This is a genomic window from Rhizobium sp. Root708, from assembly GCF_001429725.1.
Taxonomy (GTDB): Bacteria; Pseudomonadota; Alphaproteobacteria; order Rhizobiales; family Rhizobiaceae; genus Rhizobium.
This window is the reverse complement of the sequence record NZ_LMHV01000034.1, coordinates 321,207-342,350: the sequence shown is the minus strand read 5'-3', so window position 1 is coordinate 342,350 and position 21,144 is coordinate 321,207. Positions and strand designations below refer to the sequence as shown.

The following is a 21,144-nucleotide window of genomic DNA, read 5'->3' as shown; positions in this document are numbered from 1 at the left end:
ACAACACAATGGTCATCGGACTTTCCCATTACCTGACGGTCAGCGCCATCCTCTTCACGCTCGGCGTCTTCGGCATCTTCCTCAACCGGAAGAATATCATCGTCATCCTGATGTCGATCGAGCTCATTCTGCTCGCCGTCAACATCAACATGGTCGCCTTCTCGTCGTTCCTCAACGACATCGTCGGCCAGGTCTTTGCATTGTTCATTCTGACCGTCGCTGCTGCTGAAGCAGCCATCGGTCTCGCAATTCTCGTCGTCTTCTACCGCAACCGCGGCTCGATCGCGGTCGAAGACGTCAATATGATGAAGGGCTGATAAGGCTATGTTTTTATATAAGGCTATCGTCTTTCTTCCCCTGATTGGCGCGATCATCGCCGGCCTTTTCGGCCGTGCGATCGGCGCCAAGGCATCGGAATTCGTTACGACCGGGCTTATGATCGTTGCCGCGGTATTGTCCTGGTACGTCTTCATCACCGTTGGCATGGGCCATGTCGAAGGCGGGCCAATCAAGGTCGAAGTCCTGCGCTGGATCCAGTCCGGCGGCATTGACGTCTCCTGGGCGCTGCGCATCGACACGCTGACCTCGGTCATGCTGATCGTCGTCAACTCGGTCTCGACGCTCGTTCACGTCTACTCGATCGGATACATGCATCATGATCCGCATCGCCCGCGCTTCTTCGCCTATCTGTCGCTCTTCACCTTCGCGATGTTGATGCTGATCACGTCGGATAACCTCGCCCAGATGTTCTTCGGCTGGGAAGGCGTGGGTCTGGCGTCCTATCTGCTCATCGGCTTCTGGTTCAAGAAGCCGTCGGCGAATGCCGCCGCCATGAAGGCCTTTATCGTCAACCGTGTTGGCGACTTCGGCTTCATCCTCGGCATCGCGAGCGTTTTCGTTCTCTTCGGCGCCATCAACTTCGACACCATCTTCGCCAATGCCGCGAGCTTCGCGCATGAAGGCGGCGAGGGCGGCGAAGTGGTCCTGAACCTCTTCGGCATGCATCTCGACAAGGCACACGCGCTGACCGGCGCCTGCCTGCTGCTCTTCATGGGCGCGATGGGTAAGTCCGCGCAGTTCCTGCTGCACACATGGCTGCCTGACGCCATGGAAGGCCCGACGCCTGTTTCGGCGCTCATCCATGCCGCGACCATGGTCACCGCCGGTGTCTTCCTCGTCGCCCGCATGTCGCCGCTGTTCGAACTGTCGCCTGATGCGCTGACCGTCGTTACCGTCATCGGTGCTATCACCGCCTTCTTCGCGGCAACCGTTGGTCTCGTTCAGAACGACATCAAGCGCGTCATCGCTTATTCGACCTGTTCGCAGCTCGGCTACATGTTCGTCGCCCTCGGTGTCGGCGCCTATGGCGCGGCGATTTTCCACCTGTTTACGCACGCTTTCTTCAAGGCACTGCTCTTCCTTTGCGCCGGCTCGGTCATTCATGCCGTCGATGGCGAGCAGGACATGCGTCACATGGGTGGCCTGCGTCCGCACATCAAGGTGACGTTCCTGATGATGCTGATCGGCACGCTTGCCATCACCGGCGTCGGCATTCCGTTCACGCCGTTCGGCTTTGCCGGCTTCTTCTCGAAGGACGTGATCATCGAGGCGACCTACGCATCGCATTCGCCGGTCGCAGGCTTCGCCTTCGCCATGCTGGTTATCGCTGCTCTGTTCACGAGCTTCTATTCCTGGCGCCTGATGTTCCTCACCTTCTTCAACAAGCCGCGCGCTTCGCACGAGGTCATGCACCACGTGCACGAATCGCCGCAGGTCATGCTGATCCCGCTTTATCTGCTGGCGATCGGCGCGGTCTTCGCGGGCTGGTTCTTCGAAGGACACTTCTACGGCGAGGAATATGCCGAGTTCTGGAAGGGCGCGCTCTTCACCTCGGAGCACAACGAGCTGGTCCACGAGTTCCACCACGTTCCGGCGATGGTTGCTCTTAGCCCCTTCATCGCCATGGTCGTCGGTTTCGTGACCGCCTGGTACATGTACATCAAGTCGCCATCGACGCCGGCTGTGCTCGCACGCCAGCATCGGGTGCTCTACCAGTTCCTCTTGAACAAGTGGTACTTCGACGAGCTCTACGACTTCCTCTTCGTCCGTTCGGCAAAGGCCCTTGGCCGGTTCCTGTGGAAGAAGGGTGACGTCGGCGTCATCGACACCTACGGCCCGAACGGCATTGCCGCTCGCGTTGTCGATGTCACCAACCGCGTCGTGCGCCTGCAGAGCGGTTACCTTTATCACTACGCGTTCGCCATGCTGATCGGCGTTGCAGCGCTCGTTACCTGGATGATGCTCGGGAGTGCCCTCTGATGACCGATTGGCCTATTCTTTCCACGGTCACCTTCTTGCCGTTCGTCGGCGTGGTGCTCCTGCTGCTTATGAATGAGAACGGCCCGAACGGCCGCCGCAACGTCCTCAACATCACCCTGTTGACGACTGTCGTGACGTTCATCGTCTCGCTGCTCATCTGGATCGGTTTCGATAACGCGAACCCGGGCTTCCAGATGATCGAGAAGCACGGCTGGCTCGGCACCGGCATCAGCTACCACATGGGCGTCGACGGCATTTCGATGCTGTTCGTCATCCTGTCGACCTTCCTCATGCCCTTCTGCGTGCTGGCCAGCTGGTTCGCCGTCGAGAAGCGCCTGAAGGAATACATGATTGCCTTCCTGGTGCTGGAAGTGATGATGGTCGGCGTCTTCGTGTCGCTCGATATCGTTCTCTTCTACGTGTTCTTCGAGGCCGGCCTTATCCCGATGTTCCTGATCATCGGCGTTTGGGGTGGCAAGGATCGCGTTTACGCCAGCTACAAGTTCTTCCTCTACACGCTGCTCGGCTCCGTACTGATGCTGCTTGCCATCATGGCCATGTACTGGCAGGCCGGCACGACCGATATCTCGGCGCTGCTCGCCTACAAGTTCCCGCCGCAGATGCAGACTTGGCTATGGCTTGCCTTCTTCGCCTCGTTCGCGGTGAAGATGCCGATGTGGCCGGTTCACACCTGGCTCCCCGACGCCCACGTTCAGGCGCCGACGGCTGGTTCCGTCATCCTGGCGGGCGTGCTTTTGAAGCTTGGCGGCTACGGCCTCATCCGCTTCTCGCTCGGCATGTTCCCGGTCGCGTCCGACTTCTTCGCGCCGCTGGTCTTCGCGCTGTCGGTCATCGCCATCATCTACACCTCGCTGGTGGCGCTGATGCAGGACGATATCAAGAAACTGATCGCCTACTCGTCCGTCGCCCACATGGGTTACGTGACCATGGGTATCTTCGCGGCCAACGCGCAGGGTCTGCAGGGCTCGATCTTCCAGATGCTGTCGCACGGTATCGTCTCCGGCGCGCTCTTCCTCTGCGTCGGCGTGGTCTACGACCGCACCCATACCCGCGAGATCGCGGCCTATGGCGGTCTGGTCAACAACATGCCGAAGTATGCCGTTGCGATGATGATCTTCACCATGGCGAACGTCGGCCTTCCCGGCACCTCGGGCTTCATCGGCGAATTCCTGACGCTGATTGGTGTCTTCCGCGTCAACAGCTGGGTTGCGCTCTTTGCCGCCACCGGTGTCATCCTGTCGGCAGCCTATGCGCTCTGGCTCTATCGCCGGGTTATCTTCGGCGCGCTGGAAAAGGAAAAGCTCAAGGCTCTCCTCGACCTGTCGCCGCGTGAGCAGCTGATCCTCTATCCGCTGATCGCTCTGACAATCTTCTTCGGCGTCTATCCGGCTCCGGTATTCGATGTGACCGCAGCGTCCGTCGACCAGCTGGTGAATAGCTATTCGGCCGCGGTGCAGGCAGCGCATGATGTTGCGCTGTCTATGAAATGATGACGGGACTTTTGTGATATGACCTCTGAAACACTACTCGCAAGCCTGCATCTTTCCATCCCGGAACTGATCCTCGCGGTCGGTTCCCTGGTGCTGCTGATGATCGGCGTTTTCGTCGGCGAACGCTCCGCCCGCATGGTGAGCGTTCTCGCCATTCTCGTCCTGGCGGCGGCCGCTCTCTGGCTCGTCTTCGTGCCGAGCGAGGGCCTCGCTTACGGCGGCGTCTTCCTGTCGGACGGCTTCGGCCGCTTCATGAAGGTCACGGCGCTCGTCGGCTCGATCGTGGCGCTGTTCATGTCGCTCGGTCTCGCCAAGGAGAACCAGCTCGACAAGTTCGAGTTCCCGGTCCTGATCGTGCTCTGCACGCTCGGCATCCTGCTGATGATCTCCGCCAACGACCTGATCTCGCTCTATCTCGGCCTCGAGCTGCAGTCGCTCGCGATCTACGTCATTGCCGCGATCAACCGCGATAGCGTCAAGTCGACGGAAGCCGGCCTGAAGTACTTTGTGCTCGGCGCGCTGTCCTCGGGCATGCTTCTCTACGGCATGTCGCTGGTCTATGGCTTCACCGGTCACACGCACTTCGGCGATATCGCCCAGGCGCTTATGGTCGATGGCGCTCGTTCGCTTGGCCTGGTCTTCGGTCTCGTCTTCATCCTCGCCGGCATTGCCTTCAAGATTTCGGCCGTTCCGTTCCACATGTGGACGCCCGACGTTTACGAAGGTGCGCCGACGCCGGTAACGGCATTCCTGGCAAGTGCTCCGAAGGTTGCCGCCATGGCCATGATGACGCGTATCGTCATCAGCGCCTTCCAGCCTGTCATGGCCGACTGGCAGCAGGTCGTGGTGTTCATCTCGATCGCATCGATGCTGCTCGGCTCCTTCGCGGCTATCGGCCAGAAGAACATCAAGCGACTGATGGCCTATTCGTCCATTGGTCACATGGGTTATGCGCTCGTCGGTCTTGCGGCCGGCAATCAGACCGGTGTCTCGGGCGTCATGCTCTACATGGTCATCTACATGACCATGACGCTCGGCGGCTTCGCGATCATCATGTCGATGCGCCGCAAGGACGGCACCGTCGTCGAGAATGTCAGCGATCTGGCAGGCCTCTCGACCACGAACCCGTTCATGGCGACCATCTTCACGATCCTGATGTTCTCGCTGGCCGGCATCCCGCCGCTCGCAGGCTTCTTCGCGAAGTACTTCGTCTTCGTCGCCGCCATCGAAGCCAAGCTCTATGCGCTTGCCATCATCGGTATCCTTTCCTCGGTCGTTGGCGCCTTCTACTATCTGCGCGTCATCAAGCTGATGTGGTTCGATGAAGCGACCGGCGAGTTTGCCCGCGTGTCGGGTTCTATGCGCCTCGTCTTCGGTGTTTCTGGCCTGCTGGTTCTCGCCTATGTCTTCATCGGCGGTCCGATCGGTGGCGCAGCCGAGCTTGCTGCGGCGACCCTGTTCTGATGAGCCTAGACCCACGGCGCCGGATATCGCTTGACGATTTCAGGCACGAGGCTCTGTCGGAAACATCGTCCACCAATAGCGAATGCCTTGCCCGGGCCCGGGCAGGGGACCGCGGCTTACTCTGGGTGACAGCGGAAGAGCAGACCGGCGGCCGTGGCCGCCGTGGCCGCCCCTGGGTTTCTGAACGGGGCAATCTCTACGCCTCGCTTCTTCTTATCGATCCGGCGCCGATGGAGCGCCTTGGTTCATTGCCGCTGGCAATTGCCGTCGCCGTGCATCAGGCGGTGCGTCAGGTTCTGCCGCATACCGCCGAGCCGCTGGAAGTGAAGTGGCCCAACGATATCCTGATCGGACGCAAGAAGACGTGCGGCATTCTCGTCGAGGGTGAAGCGCTTCCCGATGGACGGCATGCGCTTGTCATCGGCATCGGCATCAACGTCGCCTTCATGCCTGAAAATCCGCTGTATCCGGTCACTTGCCTGCGCGAGCAGGGCAGCTCCGCTTCTCCGGAAGACGTCTTCGCCCATCTTTTCGCATCGATGGCCGAAGTATTGGAAGCATGGGACCGTGGCCGCGGCGTGCGCGAAATCACCGAGCGCTGGCGCAAAGTTGCCTGCGGCATTGGCGAAAAGATAACCGTGAACCTGCCGGATCGGTCGATTTCCGGGCACTTCGATGGAATTGATGATAATGGCCTGTTGAAGCTCGATACTGGGGCAGGCAGGATGATGACCATCGCCGCAGGCGATGTCTTCTTTGGTTGATTGGAAAAAAGATTAATATGGCGAAGCAGGACGAACTGGTATTTCTGCCGTTGGGCGGCGTAGGCGAGATCGGGATGAATCTCGCCCTCTACGGCTACGGCCCGCCGGATCATCGCCAGTGGATCATGGTCGACTGCGGCGTCACCTTCCCGGGGCCGGATCTGCCGGGTGTCGACCTCGTGCTGCCGGACATTCGCTATCTCGCCAGCGAGCGCAAGAACCTGAAGGCGATCTTCATCACGCACGCGCATGAGGACCATTACGGTGCGCTCGCGGATCTGTGGCCCGGTCTCAATGTTCCCGTCTACGCCTCGGCCTTTACCGCCGGCCTGCTTGAGGCAAAGCGCAACTTCGAGAAGTCGGCGGTCGGCGAAATCCCGATCACGCCGTTCACGGCGGGAACAGTGGTCAATGTTGGCCCCTTCAGCGTTGAAGGCGTGGCCGTCAACCATTCCATCCCGGAGCCGATGTCGCTGATGATCCGTACGCCGTTGGGCAATGTGATCCATACGGGCGATTGGAAGATCGACCACGAGCCGTCGCTCGGGCCACTGACCGACGAAGCCCGTTTCCGCCAGCTTGGCGACGAGGGCGTACTGGCTCTGATGTGCGATTCCACGAACGCTCTTCGCGATGGCGTTTCGCCGTCCGAAAAGGATGTTTCCGAAAGTCTGCGCAAGATCATCGAGAACGCCGAAGGCCGCGTGGCGGTCACGACGTTCTCGTCGAATGTCGGCCGTATCCGCACCGTTGCCGAGGCTGCCGAGGCGGCTGGCCGCGAGGTGCTTCTGCTCGGAAGCTCGCTGAAGCGGGTCGTTGATGTATCGCGTGATATCGGCCTCCTGGAAGGCGTCAAGCCGTTCATCTCGGAAGACGAGTACGGCTATATCCCGCGTGACAAGGTCGTGGTTATCCTGACCGGAAGCCAGGGAGAGCCCCGTGCGGCGCTCGCCAAGCTATCGCGTGATGAGATGCGCAACGTTGCGCTCGCCGCCGGCGACGTCGTGGTGTTCTCCTCCCGTGCTATCCCGGGCAATGAAAAGGCGATCGGGGACATCAAGAACGGCCTCATCGAGCAGGGCGTCCACATCATCACGGATAGCGAGGCATTGGTTCACGTCTCCGGACATCCGAGGCGCAACGAGCTGCAGAAGATGTACGAATTGACACGGCCGAAGATCGTTGTGCCTGTGCACGGCGAGGCGGCGCACCTGACGGCACACAAGGAGCTTGCCGAGCAGTCCGGCATCGGCATCGTGCCGCGCGTGCGCAACGGCGACGTTCTTCGTCTGGCGCCGGGAGCTGTCGAGGTCATCGACGAGGCACCCCACGGCCGCATCTACAAGGACGGCGCGCTGATCGGCGACTTCGACGAGATGGGCATCGGCGAGCGCAAGAAGCTCTCCTATGTCGGTCACGTCGCTGTAAACGTCATCATCGACAACCGCTTCGATATCGTCGGCGAGCCGGATCTTGTCGCTATCGGTCTGCCTGTTTATGACGACGAAGGCGACGAGATCGAAGATTCACTCTATGACGCCGCGGTGGGCGCTCTGGAGAGTATTCCGCGTGCGCGCCGCAAGGATCTCGATCTGCTTCAGGAGTCGGTCCGGCGCGCGGTACGTGCCGCTGCCAACCAGATCTGGGGCAAGAAGCCTGTTGTCACCGTTTTCGTCAACAAGATCTGACCGAGATGCTTGGGCGCGTCAATCACATCGCGATCGCCGTGCCGGACCTAGCCGCCGCTACTGCTGCGTATCGCGATACGTTGGGCGCCGTCGTATCTGCGGCACAGGCTTTGCCGGAGCACGGCGTAACCGTGGTTTTCGTCGAGCTCCCGAACACCAAGGTCGAACTTCTGGAGCCATTGGGTGAGGGGTCTCCCATCGCGGCGTTCCTTGAGAAGAGCCCGGCTGGTGGGATGCATCACATCTGCTACGAGGTGATGGACCTCCTTGCCGCAAGGGACCAGCTTGTCGCATCGGGTGCCCGGGTGCTCGGCAAAGGTGATCCGAAGATTGGCGCTCACGGCAAGCCGGTGCTGTTCCTGCATCCGAAAGACTTCTTCGGAACGCTGATCGAGCTCGAGCAGGTCTAGGGCAGGCTGCGGCAGAGTGACCCAAGCCGGGTGAAACGAACGAGCCCTCTTGGATTTGACGGCTGCGAAGGCTTATAAGCGCGCAACGAAACCGTATGGTACGGTACATGGGATAACGAATGCTGCAGATATTTCTTCAGGGCTTCGCCGTTTACTTCATCGTCTGGTGGATTACGCTTTTCGGCGTCCTGCCGATCGGTCTGCGCACGCAGGCGGAAGACAACGATATCGTCCTAGGTACGGTCCATAGTGCGCCCACCAAGTTTCGTCCGCTGTTCGTCTTCTCGCTGACCACGATCGTCTCGGCGGTCATCTACGCGGCCTGGTATATCTCGTCGAATTACTTCGGCTGGGGCTTCGATGCCCTGCCCCAGATCGGCCCGTCCTTCTCGAACGTGTAGGGCGCTTGCTCAAAGCTTGGGCACTTGTTTCCAAGCGCTGTCATATCCATGTCATCAAAGTCAGGCATGTGCCTTCCGTAAAGGAAAGCCAGCCTTTCGTTACGTTAGATGGATACTGGGACTGCCGAAAAATCAAAAAAAAACAAGGCTAAAAGCCTTGTTTTAAGTATCGCGTGATCCGTAACCGTTGCCGGGGCTGCGACGAGCGCGCCTAAGATCTGATCCTCCCAAGACTTGACCGCGAAATTGACGGAGATTAACTCTCTGCCTGTTTTGTGGGCTAAAACTAGCTCAAAGATTGGGCTTTGTCATCAGGTTTTTTTGCATTTTTGCTACAGTGTAGCAATTTTTTTCTGTTGATAAGGATTTCCTTCAAACCATTATAATCACATACTTTTCTACAACGACGCGATTTTGTTGACTGAACTTGCTGGTACGGAAGGTCGCTTATATCTGTCGCGGGTTTCTTTCCTCCCGCGAAGCGTCTATGAACGCTGCCAATATTAACGATCGCCTTCGATTCCGTATTCTGCGGCATCTCAACTGTTCCGGAAGTTCGCCATGCGTCTGTCCCGCTATTTCATGCCCATCCTCAAGGAAAACCCCAAGGAAGCGGAAATCGTTTCCCACCGGTTGATGCTGCGCGCTGGCATGATCCGCCAGCAGTCGCAGGGCATGTATTCTTGGCTGCCGCTCGGCAAGCGCGTCCTCGACAAGGTCAACAATATCGTCCGCGAAGAGCAGAACCGCGCAGGCGCGATCGAACTATCGATGCCGACGCTGCAGTCGGCGGAGCTCTGGCAGGAAAGCGGTCGTTACGACGCCTACGGCAAGGAAATGCTGCGCATCAAGGACCGGCAGGACCGTCCCATGCTGTACGGCCCGACCAACGAGGAAATGGTCACGGACATCTTCCGGTCCTACGTGAAGTCTTACAAGAGCCTGCCGCTTAACCTCTATCATATTCAGCTGAAGTTCCGCGACGAGATCCGTCCGCGCTTCGGCACCATGCGCTCGCGCGAATTCCTGATGAAGGACGCGTATTCCTTCGATCTGAACAAGGAAGACGCCGTTCACTCCTATAACAAGATGTTCGCGGCCTACCTGCGCACCTTCGACCGTCTCGGTCTCCGCGCCATTCCTATGCGTGCCGATACCGGCCCGATCGGCGGCAATCACAGCCACGAGTTCATCATTCTCGCCGACACCGGCGAGTCGGAAGTGTTCTCGCACCGTGATTTCGTGAACTTCGACATTCCGGCGGCCGATATCGATTTCGACGACGTCGCCGGCATGCAGGCGATCTTCGACAAGTGGACGTCGGTGTACGCCGCGACCTCGGAGATGCACGACGAGGCCGCATTCGACGCCATTCCTGAAGGCGATCGCCTTTCGGCCCGAGGCATCGAAGTCGGCCACATCTTCTACTTCGGCACGAAATACTCCGAGCCGATGGGCGCGAAGGTGCAGGGACCTGACGGCAAGGAACACAATGTTCATATGGGTTCTTACGGTATCGGCCCCACCCGCCTTGTTCCCGCCATCATCGAAGCATCGCATGACGAGAACGGAATCATCTGGCCGGCGTCCGTTGCGCCGTTCGATGTGGTCGTAATCAACATGAAGGCCGGTGATGCGGCGTGTGATGCTGCCTGCGAGAAGATCTACGCAGCGCTGTCGAACGCCGGCAAGGATGTCCTTTACGACGATACCGACGACCGCGCCGGAACGAAGTTTGCGACCGCCGACCTGATCGGCGTTCCGCTCCAGATCATTGCCGGCCCGCGTGCGGTCGCGAGCGGCGAAGTCGAAGTGAAGGACCGCAAGACGGGCGCTCGCGAAACGATGACCATCGACGCGGCGATCAAGAAGCTCGCAGGCTAAGAAAGCGGAGGCGAAATGGCAGATGCAACGGTGAGCCAGCGGGGTTCCACATCCGGCCCGGCGCCGGCCAGCCGGCCATTTTCCGCCTTTGAAAGACTTGTGGCGTGGCGCTATTTGCGCGCCCGCCGCAAGGAGGCGTTTATTTCCGTGATCGCCGGCTTTTCGTTCATCGGCATCATGCTTGGCGTTGCGACGCTCATCATCGTCATGGCGGTCATGAACGGTTTCCGGACGGAGCTCATTTCACGGATTCTCGGCATCAACGGCCACATGATCGTGCAGCCGGTCGATGGTCCCTTTACCGATTATGCCGCTTTGACGGATCGCCTTGGCGCGGTCCCCGGCATCAAGCTCGCGCTGCCGCTTGTGGAAGGGCAGACGCTGGCTTCCGGTCAGGGTGGTGCTGGCACGGGTGCACTCGTGCGCGGCATCCGCGCCGAGGATCTGGACAAGGTCAAGACGATCTCAAGCAATATCAAGTCCGGCGATCTCGTCGGCTTTGCAGCCGGGCAGGGCGTGTTGATCGGCTCGCGCATGGCCGACCAGCTCGGACTGCAGGCGGGCGACAACATTACGCTGATCTCACCGGAAGGTGACGTCACGCCGATGGGTGTCAACCCGCGGGTCAAGTCCTACAAGGTGTCAGGTATATTCGAGATCGGCATGTCGGAATACGATGCCTCGATCATCTACATGCCGCTCGAGGAATCCCAGATATATTTCAATGCGGATGGCCTGGTTCAATCGATCGAGCTGTTCGCCGACAATCCCGACGATATCGACAACTTGCGTCCGAAGGTGGAGGCAGCCGCCGGCCGCCAGATCGCGATAACCGACTGGCGCCAGCGTAACCAGACATTCTTCTCGGCGCTGCAGGTCGAGCGCAACGTGATGTTCATGATCCTGACTTTGATCGTGCTCGTCGCCGCGCTCAACATTATCTCCGGCCTGATCATGCTGGTGAAGGACAAGGGCAGCGATATCGCGATCTTGCGCACCATGGGCGCAACCTCAGGCGCGATCATGCGCATCTTCTTCATGACCGGTGCCGCGATCGGCATCGTTGGAACGCTCGCGGGCGTCCTGCTCGGGGTGATCGTCTGCATCAACATCGAGAAGATCCGCGAGTTCTTCTCCTGGGTCTCCGGCACCGTTCTGTTCGACCCACAGCTCTACTTCCTCAGCCAACTGCCGGCAAAGATGGAACTCGGGGAGACCATCTCGGTCGTGGTCATGGCGCTGACGCTCTCCTTCATCGCGACGATCTTTCCCGCATGGCGAGCCTCCAGGCTCGATCCCGTCCAGGCTCTGCGCTACGAATAAGGAATGCTCAACTCAATGAAGCGGAATACCGTTCTGAAGCTTTCCGGCGTCGAGCGCCATTACGGGCAGGGTGAAACACTTCTGTCGATCCTGCGCGGAGCAGATTTCACGCTGAACAGTGGTGAGATCGTTGCCCTCGTCGCGCCATCCGGCACGGGTAAGTCGACGCTTCTGCATGTCGCGGGGCTGCTGGAGCACCCGGACTCGGGCGAAGTGGCCATCAACGGCCACATCTGCGACAACCTGCCGGACGACAAGCGCACAGCGATTCGCCGTAGCGAAATCGGCTTCGTCTACCAGTTCCATCATTTGCTGCCCGAGTTCTCCGCTCTGGAGAACATCATGATGCCGCAGATGATTTCCGGACTTTCGAACAAGGAAGCGAAGGAGCGGGCGAGTCAGTTGCTCGACTACATGCGCATTGGCCACCGAGGGGCGCATCGCCCCGGAGAGCTTTCCGGTGGGGAGCAGCAGCGCGTCGCGATCGCACGCGCCGTGGCCAATGCGCCGAGCCTGCTATTGGCGGACGAGCCGACTGGCAATCTCGATCCTGAAACCGCAAGCTACGTTTTCGATGCGCTGGAAGCACTGGTGCGTCAATCAGGCCTGGCTGCGCTGATCGCAACCCACAATCACGAACTCGCCGGGCGCATGGACCGCCGGGTCACGATCGCTGACGGAAAGATCGTCGATTTCTGATCAGGGGTGAATGAGCCCGCCGCGGTAATCGAGTTCGTAGACTCGGCGCTCGCTCACGACAATCACCTCGCGTCCGCTGAAGTGGCGGCAGTCGCCGGTGTTCTCATCGGCATAGAAGCCGAGTGGGTGATCGAATTCCATGCCGCCGAGGAAGTAGCCGTACTCGGCATACATTTTCGACAGCGCCGCTTTGATGATGGTGCCGGCTCGCTCGCCGTCGATCAGCGAGCGTTCGACGATGCGCCCGAAGTAGTTCATCGCCCAGACCGGCGCACCGTCAAGCCAGACCACTTCTTGCCCGGCGAAGTGCGTATCGCCGAAATAGCTGTCGAGATAACGCCAGCGGCCCCGCCGGTAGCCGATATCGTGTGACCCCTGCCGGCAAGCCGGCGACGTCATTCCGCCTCCGACATAGCTGCCGGCCTTGGCTTCCACGATAAAGCTGTTCAATTCGGCTGTGTTCATGGCGAGGTGCCTCCCTTCCGGAAGCTCTCAGCAAAGCGGGTATTTGTAAAGAACAAAAAAGGAACAAAACCTATCGACCGCAGATGGATTGTCCGGTGTCGTCGTTCCATTCTGTGATCGGTATGACACGTGCCTCGGCTTTGGCGTCCTTGCCGTCCTTCTGCAGCTTCCCGGTGAGCGCATTGTAATCGCACGAACCTGCCGCGTCGGGGTCGAGCGTGTCGTAGTGATTGTAGGTGTAGCCGGCGACGACAAACTGCTTGTTGCGATAGGCGAGCGTCAGCGTCTGGTCCCAGCGATCTCGTCCGATGGCGCTGTTCTGGGAATGAATCGCGATCGAGGACGTGCCGACGGCCTTTATCGAGGGTTCCTGTCCAAACAGGCCATCTGACGCCGTGCTGCCCCAGATCTTGTTTGGCGCGTTGACCGAAAGCCGCAGCAGCTCATGGTCGTTGTCGCGAAGATAGATGTAGATTCCTATCTGATCGTCGCCGGCGCTGTCTTCGGGCGCAACGAGCAGCGCGAGATCCGGCTTGCCGTCACCGTCCCAATCCCCAGCCGCGGCGTCGACGATGCGTGAGGGATCGATCTGTCCCGCCTGAGTGGTAAACGCCGCCGAAAGCGCCAGTACTGCCGTTAATGCAAACTTAAACATGCTTTTCTCCCGTTGCCGCGCCGCCAGCAGAGCCGAAAGGAATCCTGTTGACAATAGAACAATATGGGAACAAATTATAAACATAAGAGAACAGGAGAGCCAAATGACTGACATGATCCGTGATATCGCAGCATTCACCTCCATCGCAATGTTCGTTGCCAGCTTCTCGCTGATCTGCATGGCAATGTAAGAATTCAGGGGACCGCATGGCTGCCATGCGGTCCGAACGCAATTGCTTGTCTGGACATCGACCCCTCAATGCTGAGAATAGACCTGATTGAATCAGGTGATTGGAAGGCATGTCATGGCGGGTGCGGAGAAAGACGCGGAGAGCGGTTTCATCGGCGGTACGCCGGGCTTCGTCCACCTTCGGGTCCACTCGGCCTACTCGCTGCTTGAGGGCGCGCTGCCGCTCAAGAAGATTCTCTACAAGGCATCGGGCGACAGTCAGCCGGCCATCGCCATCACTGACACCAATAATCTTTTCGTGGCTCTCGAGTTTTCTCAGAAGGCGACGGAGGAGGGCTTGCAACCGATCATCGGTTGCCAGGTCACGATCGACATGGAAGACGGGCTGGAGACGGAACGACGCGGTGGCCAGCAGGCGCTCGTCAAGCTCCCGTCGCTGGTGCTCCTGGCAGCCACGGATGCCGGCTATGAGCGGCTCGTGGATCTCGTCAGCCGAGCCTATCTTGGCGGTGAGGGGAACGGCGCGATCCACATTCGCTCGTCCTGGCTGGATGAGATCGGTACGGATGGTCTGATCGCCCTGACCGGGGCCTCGACCGGACCGATCGACATGGCGATCAAGGACGGGCACACAGCGCAGGCTGAAGCGCGCCTCATGCTGCTGAAACACCATTTCAGCGATCGGCTCTATGTCGAGCTGCAGCGCCACGGCACCTATGACAAGCGCCATGAGCAGAAGATCATCGCGCTTGCATACGAGCATGACCTGCCGCTGGTCGCCACCAATGAAGCCTTCTTCCCGACCCGTGACGACTATGATGCGCATGACGCCCTGATGGCGGTCGCTCATAACGCCATCGTCTCGGACGATACCCGGTTCCGCCTGACGCCCGATCACTATCTGAAAAGCCGCGCCGAGATGGCGAAGCTTTTTGCGGATTTGCCGGAAGCGCTGGAAAACACCATCGAGATCGCCCGGCGCTGCTCCTTCATCCTGAACACGCGCAAGCCGATCCTGCCACGGTTCACCGGCGCCACCGCCGATGCAGAGGAAGCGGAGCGCGAAGAAGCGCTCGAACTGCGCCGTCAGGCGGAGGAGGGGCTGGACAACCGCCTCGCGACGCTCGGCATGTCGGCGGGTTACGAGGAGAAGGATTACCGCGAGCGCCTGGAATTCGAACTCAGCGTTATCGAACGCATGAAGTTCCCAGGCTACTTCCTGATCGTTGCCGACTTCATCAAATGGGCAAAGCAGCAGGACATTCCCGTCGGTCCGGGCCGCGGTTCCGGTGCAGGGTCGCTGGTCGCCTACGCACTGACGATCACCGACGTTGATCCGTTGCGTTTCTCGCTGCTTTTCGAACGCTTCCTCAATCCGGAACGCGTCTCGATGCCGGACTTCGATATCGACTTCTGCCAGGATCGCCGCGAAGAGGTGATCCGCTACGTGCAGCGCAAATACGGCCGCGAACAGGTCGCGCAGATCATCACCTTCGGTTCGTTGCAGGCGCGCGCGGCTTTGCGCGACGTCGGTCGCGTGCTGGAGATGCCTTACGGCCAGGTCGACAAGATCTGCAAGCTGGTGCCGAACAATCCGGCCAACCCGACGCCGCTGTCGAAGGCGATCGAGGAAGAGCCGAAGCTGCAGGAGGAGGCCGACAAGGAGCCCGTCGTCGCTCGCCTGCTCGATATCGCCCAGAAGATCGAGGGTCTCTACCGCCACGCATCGACGCACGCCGCCGGCATCGTTATCGGCGACCGCCCACTGTCGAAGCTGGTCCCGATGTACCGCGATCCGCGCTCCGACATGCCGGTTACCCAGTTCAACATGAAGTGGGTCGAGCAGGCCGGCCTCGTCAAATTCGACTTCCTCGGACTGAAGACGCTGACAACGTTGAAGGTCGCCGTCGATTTCGTCGCCAAGCGTGGCATCAAGGTGGACCTTGCCTCGATCCCACTCGACGACAAGCTGACCTACGAGATGCTGTCGCGTGGCGAGACCGTCGGCGTGTTCCAGGTGGAAAGTGCGGGCATGCGCAAGGCGCTGATCGGCATGAAGCCGGACTGCATCGAGGACATCATCGCGCTCGTGGCCCTCTATCGTCCGGGCCCGATGGAAAACATCCCGACCTACAACGCCCGCAAGCACGGCGAGGAGGAAGTCGAGTCGATCCATCCGACGATCGATTACCTGCTGAAGGAAACTCAGGGCGTTATCGTGTACCAGGAGCAGGTCATGCAGATCGCCCAGGTCCTGTCGGGCTATTCGCTCGGCGAAGCCGACCTTCTGCGCCGCGCGATGGGTAAGAAGATCAAGGCGGAGATGGACCAGCAGCGCGAGCGCTTCGTCGTTGGCGCCGTGAAGAACGGCGTGTCGAAGCCGCAGGCCGACAACATCTTCGAGCTGCTCGCAAAGTTCGCCAACTACGGCTTCAACAAGTCGCACGCCGCCGCCTACGCGATCGTCTCCTACCAGACGGCCTACATGAAGGCGCATTATCCGGTCGAATTCCTCGCCGCGTCGATGACGCTCGATATGTCAAATACCGAAAAGGTCAACGACTTCCGACAGGACGCCAAGCGTCTCGAGATCGAGGTGGTCCCGCCATCCGTGCAGAGCTCGTTCCGCCATTTTCAGACGGGCGAGAGCCGCATCTATTACGCATTGGCCGCGCTGAAGGGCGTCGGCGAATCGGCCGTCGACCATATCGTCGAGGTCCGCGGCGACACGCCATTCGCGAGCCTTGAGGATTTCTGCCTGCGCATCGATCCGAAGCAGGTAAACCGCCGCGTGCTCGAAAGCCTGATCTTTGCCGGCGCCTTCGATTGCTTCAAGATCGACCGGGCTCAGCTGTCAGGCGGTCTCGACCGGATCATGGGCTACGCCCAGCGGGCGCAGGAAAACAAGCTGAGTGGCCAGTCGGATATTTTCGGCAGCGCCCTATCGTCAGGCCCCGAGAAGATTTCGCTTCCGCCGTTTTCGCCGTGGCTGGCCTCGGAAAAGCTGCTCAAGGAATTCCAGGTCCTGGGCTTCTATCTGACGGCGCATCCTCTGGATTCCTACAATGCCGTTCTCCAGAAAATGCGTGTGCAGACATTCTCCGACTTCTCCGGTGCCGTGAAACAAGGGGCAAGCAACGGTCGTCTTGCCGGCACGGTGATCTCGAAGCAGGAGCGCAAGACGCGCACCGGCAACAAGATGGGCATTGTTGTCTTCTCGGATTCATCCGGGCAGTTCGAAGCTGTCCTGTTCTCCGAAATGCTCAATCAATACAGGGATATTCTGGAATCCGGAAAATCGTTCGTGATCACGGCGATCGGCGAGGAACGGCCTGAGGGTATCGGCCTTCGCATCCAGACGATCCAGTCGCTGGAGGAAAAATCGCTGCAGATGCAAAAGGCCTTGCGGGTCTACGTTCGCGATTCGGGCCCGCTGCGTGCTGTCGCCGCTCACCTCAATGCAAGGGGGGACGGCCTCGTCTCCTTCATCGTTATCAAGGAGGAGGGGAAACGCGAGGTAGAGGTCGAGCTGCCGCAGAAATACCGGATAACGCCGGAGATCGCCGCCGCGTTACGTGCCGCGCCAGGTGTCATCGACGTCGAATTGGTCTGACCGTCAGCCGCGGGTGACCGTGATGAAATCGGTTCCTTCTCCGGTTTCGGGGCCGATCCCGGTATCGGAGATGGTCAGCGATGAGCCGGTGACCAGCATTGCGCCGATCTTTCGGCGCGTCTCATCCGGAATGCCTATCCGGCTCAGCGCGTTCTCGATTGGCGTGCCTGATATGATCGAGCTTTCGAGCTTGCTGATCCCGAGGCGTTTCATGGTCTTGCTCGTCAAGGGGTTGGCGAGCGTGACCCCCAGCCAATCCGCCGAGCCACTGTCGGCGTCGACATTGTAGGCCGTGAAGAAGTGCGTTCCAAGCGCCAGCCCCGGATCATCGATCGTGACAGTTGCCTGCATCACAGGCCTGAAGCCGCGCCGCACGAGCAGGACCCCGTTTGCCGGTTTTTCCTTGCCTGCAGCTATGGCTACGGCTTCAAAGAGCGCGTCACTGACGAGTGACTTTCTGCTGTCGGGATCGAGCGGATGCTGGGTCTTGAAGTCGCCGATTGCCTGAACGGTCGCCGGGCCAAGCAATCCATCCGCCTCGCCGACCTCGAAACCAAGCAAGGCTAGGTTGCCTTGAAGGTCGATGATGTCGTCGCGTTGGCTGCGGCGGGTAATCAATATCCGCACCGGTTCGTCGTTGACGGGATCGATGATCGACTGCGGCTGCAGGCGCGGCATGGAGACTTCGTTCATGGCGATCTCGATCGGCTGGTCGCCGATTGCCGGACGAAGCACGACATCCGAAAGCAGGGGCGGCGGTTCCGGCGCTTCTGGCTGGAAAAGAGTGGGGTGCGTGATCGGCTGCGGCCTGATTTCCGCATCGGTGATGACGATGGGAACACCCATGCCGGTCATCTTGTAAAGCTGCTTGGCGAATACGCCGGGCATGCGCACGCACCCGTGTGAGGCCGGATAGCGCGGCACCGAATTGGATTCGTGCAACGCGATACCCGACCAGGTCAGGCGCTGCATGTAGGGCATCGGCGCGGCCGAGTAGAGGTTCGATTCGTGATACTTCTGCTTTTCGATCACGGAGAAAATGCCGCTTGGCGTGGTGTGGCCCGGCTTTCCGGTCGAAACCTTGGAGGTCGCGATAACCTCCTGGCCGTCGTAGACGGTCAGCGATTGCTTGTCTTTCGAAACAAAGATCTGCAGCGCGCGCGCATTTGCGGCGAGCGCCGGGTGCACGAGTGCGGTGGCCGACAACAAGCCGAGCCCGAAGACAAAACGCGAGAACATTGTACTCAACCATACGCAATACTAGACGGGAGGAGCGTAGAGATCGAAGCTTAAGGAAAACTTGAAATAGACAGTCGGGTAGGCCGGCTCACCTAATGTTGATCGCGCTTGCCGCCGAAGGTGTAGCCTGTTTCGACTGTGCCTTTGCCGAATTTGTCCCGAAGCTTGTCCATCGCGGCTTCCGCCGCCGCCCGGCGCCCGGAGTCGATGTCTACGAGATCGGGTGGGTCGGCGCGCGCCGGATCACAGAGATCCGTGACGCCGATACCGATCAGCCGGAATTTCGTGCCGTCGGTTTCCCGTCCAAGAAGTTCAATCCCGGTGCGGAAAATCTTGTCGGCAAGCTGGGTCGGGTCTTCGAGCTTCCGGTTGCGCGTGCGGGATTTGAAATCCGCGGTCTTCATCTTCAGGACGACGGTATTGCCGGCGATGCCGTCCTTCTTCAGGCGCCAGGATACCTTCTCGGACAGGCTTCTCAGGATCGGAACCAGCTCGTCATATCGCGAAATATCGTCGAAGAACGTAGTCTCCGATGAAACGCTCTTGGCGCCCTCGTTCAGGTGGACGTCTCGGTCGTCGATGCCTCTGGAGAGCCTCGCCAGCCGCTGCCCCATGCTGCCATAGCGCCGCATCAGGTCGCCTTCGTCCATCGTCTGCAACTGCCCGATCGTACGGATGCCATCCGCCTCCAATGTCGCGGCGAAGGCCTTGCCGACCCCCCAGATTGTCGTGACAGGCCGGGGAGCGAGGAAGTCGATCGCTTCCTCCCGCCCGATGACGGAGAAGCCGCGGGGCTTCTGCAGATCGGAGGCGACCTTCGCGAGAAACTTGCAATAGGAAAGTCCGACCGAAACGCTGATCCCAAGCTCCCGTTCGACGCGCCGCGCAAACCTGGCAAGTGTACGGGCGGGTGGATCCTGGTGGAGCCGTTCAGTGCCCTCCAGTTCCAGAAACGCCTCGTCGATCGAGATGGGCTGCACGAGCGGTGTCAGTTCCTGCATCAGGGCGCGCACCTCGCGGCCGACCTTGACGTACTTCTCCATGTTGGGCGGAATGACCACGGCTTGCGGACACGCTTCCAACGCCTTGAACATGGGCATGGCGGAACGAACGCCGTGAATGCGCGCGATATAGCAGGCGGTCGACACCACCCCGCGTTTGCCGCCGCCGATGATGACAGGCTTGTCGGCGAGCTCCGGATTGTCCCTTTTCTCCACGGTTGCATAGAAGGCGTCGCAGTCGATATGCGCTAGCGTGAGCTGGTAGAGCTCCTTGTGTCGGACAAGGCGCGGACTTCCACAGGCTGCGCAACGGCGCGTCTCATCCTTCTGCTCGGCAAGGCAGTCACGACAGAAGCCGGCGGTCTTGGTAAAGGCAGGTGTCATCGGGGCGAGAACAAAGGTTGAACGCCGCGACATTACCCCGTACGCTTTGGGTTCTCAAGAGACGGATCTGCCTGTTCACGCATATATGGCGATCGCGCAGATAGGGATCAGTCGCCGGCAAAATGCCGTTTCAGCAGAAGGCCGGCCTGGTCCCATCCGGAAGCCGGGACGATCGCACCAACCGGAGGAGGTGCAAATTGACGGAAGTCATCGTTTGCCATCATGTTGATGAGAAGGCATTCCGGAACGTTTTCCGCGACGGAAAGCAGGTTCCGCTGGATGTCGTCGATGAAGGCGACGGGCAGGGCGCGGCGAGCATGCAGCTTCGCGACGATAGGCCCCTTGGGTTCCTCGGAGGCGATCATCGCGAAATCGAGGCCGACTTCATCGAGCAACGCGCGCCGGACACCCTGATGGCGCGGCGGCATGGCTGTCAGGAACACGATATCCGCGTCCTCGGCCAACGATCTCAGCGTCTCGATCGCCCGCTCCGCCGGCTTCTGCCAGAGATTCTGGCTGGCGAAAAATGCGTCCTGAAAGCTCGAGAAGGAATCACGGTCCATCTCGCTGCCGTCAAGCAGCGACACGATGTTACCATGGAGACGGAACGATCTCGGAAGCAGATCGTAGTTATGAGAACGCAGAAAATCCGTGAACGGCGAAAGGAATTCGAGAACCACCTCGTCGATATCGCAAATGACCAGCGGCCGGTCGCGAAGACGCACATGCGAGATATCCGTAGCGACTTGCAATGTCAGTACTCCCCGGAGCCCAATCCCGGCGGCGAAAAATGCAACCATGCGGCGTTGAGAACGTCGGTCGGCGTGCCGGTGGCTTCGCAGAAGGCCATCGCCGTCGGCTCGTGGTTCATGAGGAAATCCATCATTCCGGACAGGAATCCGGGATCATGGATCGCATGCCGTACCTGGGAGGCCTCGACACCCGTCAGGGCTAGGAATCGGCTGAAAAGATCTTGCTCGTTCGCGAGCCAGGCCAGAACTGCGATGGCAGTTTGCTGCGGGTCGACGGCATGTTGCTTGGAAGGTTTGAAGTTGCTCTGCATTTCTTGCGGTAAGTTACCTATTTTTCAACCAAATACCGGTAGCGTGCAGCCATCGGTTTCGTGGAGCGACGC

General features: G+C 59.8%; 18 protein-coding genes. 12 read left to right on the top strand and 6 right to left on the bottom strand.

From position 1 onward, the window contains the following. Window positions 1–8: 8 nt before the first annotated feature. The 11 genes from nuoK (at window position 9) to ASE04_RS18630 (ending at window position 12,463) form a co-directional block, all read left to right on the top strand. Entirely contained in the window at window positions 9–317 is a 309-nt protein-coding gene (nuoK, locus tag ASE04_RS18680; protein ID WP_018900202.1) for an NADH-quinone oxidoreductase subunit NuoK, read from the top strand. 7 nt (window positions 318–324) lie between these two features. Beyond that, the gene (nuoL, locus tag ASE04_RS18675; RefSeq protein ID WP_056820194.1) at window positions 325–2,319 is read left to right on the top strand and encodes an NADH-quinone oxidoreductase subunit L; all 1,995 of its coding nucleotides are present in this window, start codon (window positions 325–327) and stop codon (window positions 2,317–2,319) included. Then, complete coding sequence (locus ASE04_RS18670; RefSeq protein WP_056820191.1) at window positions 2,319–3,830, top strand: NADH-quinone oxidoreductase subunit M; 1,512 nt, start codon at window positions 2,319–2,321, stop codon at window positions 3,828–3,830. Before nuoL ends, ASE04_RS18670 begins: the two co-directional genes overlap by 1 nt. Window positions 3,831–3,848: 18 nt before the next feature. Continuing rightward, window positions 3,849–5,294 (top strand): NADH-quinone oxidoreductase subunit NuoN, encoded by a 1,446-nt coding sequence (gene nuoN / locus ASE04_RS18665; protein ID WP_056820188.1) that lies wholly within the window; start codon window positions 3,849–3,851, stop codon window positions 5,292–5,294. Beyond that, window positions 5,294–6,058 carry a biotin--[acetyl-CoA-carboxylase] ligase gene (locus ASE04_RS18660; RefSeq protein WP_056820186.1) on the top strand — a complete coding sequence of 255 codons (765 nt, stop codon included), beginning with the start codon at window positions 5,294–5,296 and terminating at the stop codon, window positions 6,056–6,058. The genes nuoN and ASE04_RS18660 overlap by 1 nt, the downstream gene beginning before the upstream one ends. Window positions 6,059–6,075: 17 nt before the next feature. Further along, window positions 6,076–7,746, top strand: coding sequence for a ribonuclease J (locus tag ASE04_RS18655; RefSeq protein ID WP_056820183.1), 1,671 nt, complete (start codon window positions 6,076–6,078; stop codon window positions 7,744–7,746). A gap of 5 nt (window positions 7,747–7,751) precedes the next feature. Further along, window positions 7,752–8,156 carry a methylmalonyl-CoA epimerase gene (gene mce / locus ASE04_RS18650; RefSeq protein WP_056820180.1) on the top strand — a complete coding sequence of 135 codons (405 nt, stop codon included), beginning with the start codon at window positions 7,752–7,754 and terminating at the stop codon, window positions 8,154–8,156. A gap of 119 nt (window positions 8,157–8,275) precedes the next feature. Continuing rightward, window positions 8,276–8,557 carry a DUF1467 family protein gene (locus ASE04_RS18645; RefSeq protein ID WP_056820177.1) on the top strand — a complete coding sequence of 94 codons (282 nt, stop codon included), beginning with the start codon at window positions 8,276–8,278 and terminating at the stop codon, window positions 8,555–8,557. Window positions 8,558–9,118: 561 nt separating this feature from the next. Next, complete coding sequence (gene proS, locus ASE04_RS18640) at window positions 9,119–10,441, top strand: proline--tRNA ligase (protein ID WP_056820175.1); 1,323 nt, start codon at window positions 9,119–9,121, stop codon at window positions 10,439–10,441. Between the two features lie 15 nt (window positions 10,442–10,456). Beyond that, a complete protein-coding gene (locus tag ASE04_RS18635) occupies window positions 10,457–11,764 on the top strand; it encodes a lipoprotein-releasing ABC transporter permease subunit (protein ID WP_056820172.1) in 1,308 nt (435 codons plus the stop codon). Window positions 11,765–11,779: 15 nt separating this feature from the next. Then, complete coding sequence (locus tag ASE04_RS18630) at window positions 11,780–12,463, top strand: ABC transporter ATP-binding protein (RefSeq protein ID WP_056820466.1); 684 nt, start codon at window positions 11,780–11,782, stop codon at window positions 12,461–12,463. On the opposite strand, the gene ASE04_RS18625 is transcribed toward ASE04_RS18630, so the two are convergent. Together ASE04_RS18625 and ASE04_RS18620 are read right to left on the bottom strand one after the other, a co-directional pair. Next, window positions 12,464–12,928: a DUF5680 domain-containing protein gene (locus ASE04_RS18625; RefSeq protein WP_056820169.1), complete on the bottom strand. Its 465-nt coding sequence runs from the start codon at window positions 12,926–12,928 to the stop codon at window positions 12,464–12,466. 70 nt (window positions 12,929–12,998) lie between these two features. Then, window positions 12,999–13,583, bottom strand: a complete 585-nt coding sequence (locus ASE04_RS18620; RefSeq protein ID WP_056820166.1) for a hypothetical protein — start codon at window positions 13,581–13,583, stop codon at window positions 12,999–13,001. 304 nt (window positions 13,584–13,887) lie between these two features. Here ASE04_RS18620 and dnaE point away from each other — a divergent pair, with 304 nt between their 5' ends. Then, the gene (dnaE, locus tag ASE04_RS18615; protein ID WP_056820162.1) at window positions 13,888–17,385 is read left to right on the top strand and encodes a DNA polymerase III subunit alpha; all 3,498 of its coding nucleotides are present in this window, start codon (window positions 13,888–13,890) and stop codon (window positions 17,383–17,385) included. 3 nt (window positions 17,386–17,388) lie between these two features. Here the strand turns inward: dnaE and ASE04_RS18610 are convergent, their stop codons facing one another. The 4 genes from ASE04_RS18610 to ASE04_RS18595 form a co-directional block, all read right to left on the bottom strand. After that, window positions 17,389–18,624 (bottom strand): L,D-transpeptidase family protein, encoded by a 1,236-nt coding sequence (locus ASE04_RS18610; protein ID WP_056820159.1) that lies wholly within the window; start codon window positions 18,622–18,624, stop codon window positions 17,389–17,391. A gap of 92 nt (window positions 18,625–18,716) precedes the next feature. Then, window positions 18,717–20,009, bottom strand: coding sequence for a DNA polymerase IV (locus ASE04_RS18605; protein ID WP_056820463.1), 1,293 nt, complete (start codon window positions 20,007–20,009; stop codon window positions 18,717–18,719). 107 nt (window positions 20,010–20,116) lie between these two features. Then, window positions 20,117–20,761: a hypothetical protein gene (locus ASE04_RS18600; protein ID WP_056820157.1), complete on the bottom strand. Its 645-nt coding sequence runs from the start codon at window positions 20,759–20,761 to the stop codon at window positions 20,117–20,119. Window positions 20,762–20,763: 2 nt separating this feature from the next. Next, a complete protein-coding gene (locus ASE04_RS18595; protein WP_056820154.1) occupies window positions 20,764–21,072 on the bottom strand; it encodes a DUF3572 domain-containing protein in 309 nt (102 codons plus the stop codon). Window positions 21,073–21,144 lie beyond the last annotated feature (72 nt).

What these genes read in the sequence shown, in the direction of transcription:
- mce (WP_056820180.1), top strand. Translation starts at nt 7,752, where the DNA reads ATGCTTGGGCGCGTCAATCACATCGCGATCGCCGTGCCGGACCTAGCC.
- ASE04_RS18610 (WP_056820159.1), bottom strand. Translation starts at nt 18,624, where the DNA reads ATGTTCTCGCGTTTTGTCTTCGGGCTCGGCTTGTTGTCGGCCACCGCA.
- ASE04_RS18645 (WP_056820177.1), top strand. Translation starts at nt 8,276, where the DNA reads ATGCTGCAGATATTTCTTCAGGGCTTCGCCGTTTACTTCATCGTCTGG.
- ASE04_RS18625 (WP_056820169.1), bottom strand. Translation starts at nt 12,928, where the DNA reads ATGAACACAGCCGAATTGAACAGCTTTATCGTGGAAGCCAAGGCCGGC.
- nuoL (WP_056820194.1), top strand. Translation starts at nt 325, where the DNA reads ATGTTTTTATATAAGGCTATCGTCTTTCTTCCCCTGATTGGCGCGATC.
- ASE04_RS18605 (WP_056820463.1), bottom strand. Translation starts at nt 20,009, where the DNA reads ATGACACCTGCCTTTACCAAGACCGCCGGCTTCTGTCGTGACTGCCTT.
- ASE04_RS18595 (WP_056820154.1), bottom strand. Translation starts at nt 21,072, where the DNA reads ATGCAGAGCAACTTCAAACCTTCCAAGCAACATGCCGTCGACCCGCAG.
- proS (WP_056820175.1), top strand. Translation starts at nt 9,119, where the DNA reads ATGCGTCTGTCCCGCTATTTCATGCCCATCCTCAAGGAAAACCCCAAG.
- ASE04_RS18655 (WP_056820183.1), top strand. Translation starts at nt 6,076, where the DNA reads ATGGCGAAGCAGGACGAACTGGTATTTCTGCCGTTGGGCGGCGTAGGC.
- nuoK (WP_018900202.1), top strand. Translation starts at nt 9, where the DNA reads ATGGTCATCGGACTTTCCCATTACCTGACGGTCAGCGCCATCCTCTTC.
- ASE04_RS18620 (WP_056820166.1), bottom strand. Translation starts at nt 13,583, where the DNA reads ATGTTTAAGTTTGCATTAACGGCAGTACTGGCGCTTTCGGCGGCGTTT.
- ASE04_RS18670 (WP_056820191.1), top strand. Translation starts at nt 2,319, where the DNA reads ATGACCGATTGGCCTATTCTTTCCACGGTCACCTTCTTGCCGTTCGTC.
- ASE04_RS18660 (WP_056820186.1), top strand. Translation starts at nt 5,294, where the DNA reads ATGAGCCTAGACCCACGGCGCCGGATATCGCTTGACGATTTCAGGCAC.
- ASE04_RS18630 (WP_056820466.1), top strand. Translation starts at nt 11,780, where the DNA reads ATGAAGCGGAATACCGTTCTGAAGCTTTCCGGCGTCGAGCGCCATTAC.
- ASE04_RS18635 (WP_056820172.1), top strand. Translation starts at nt 10,457, where the DNA reads ATGGCAGATGCAACGGTGAGCCAGCGGGGTTCCACATCCGGCCCGGCG.
- nuoN (WP_056820188.1), top strand. Translation starts at nt 3,849, where the DNA reads ATGACCTCTGAAACACTACTCGCAAGCCTGCATCTTTCCATCCCGGAA.
- dnaE (WP_056820162.1), top strand. Translation starts at nt 13,888, where the DNA reads ATGGCGGGTGCGGAGAAAGACGCGGAGAGCGGTTTCATCGGCGGTACG.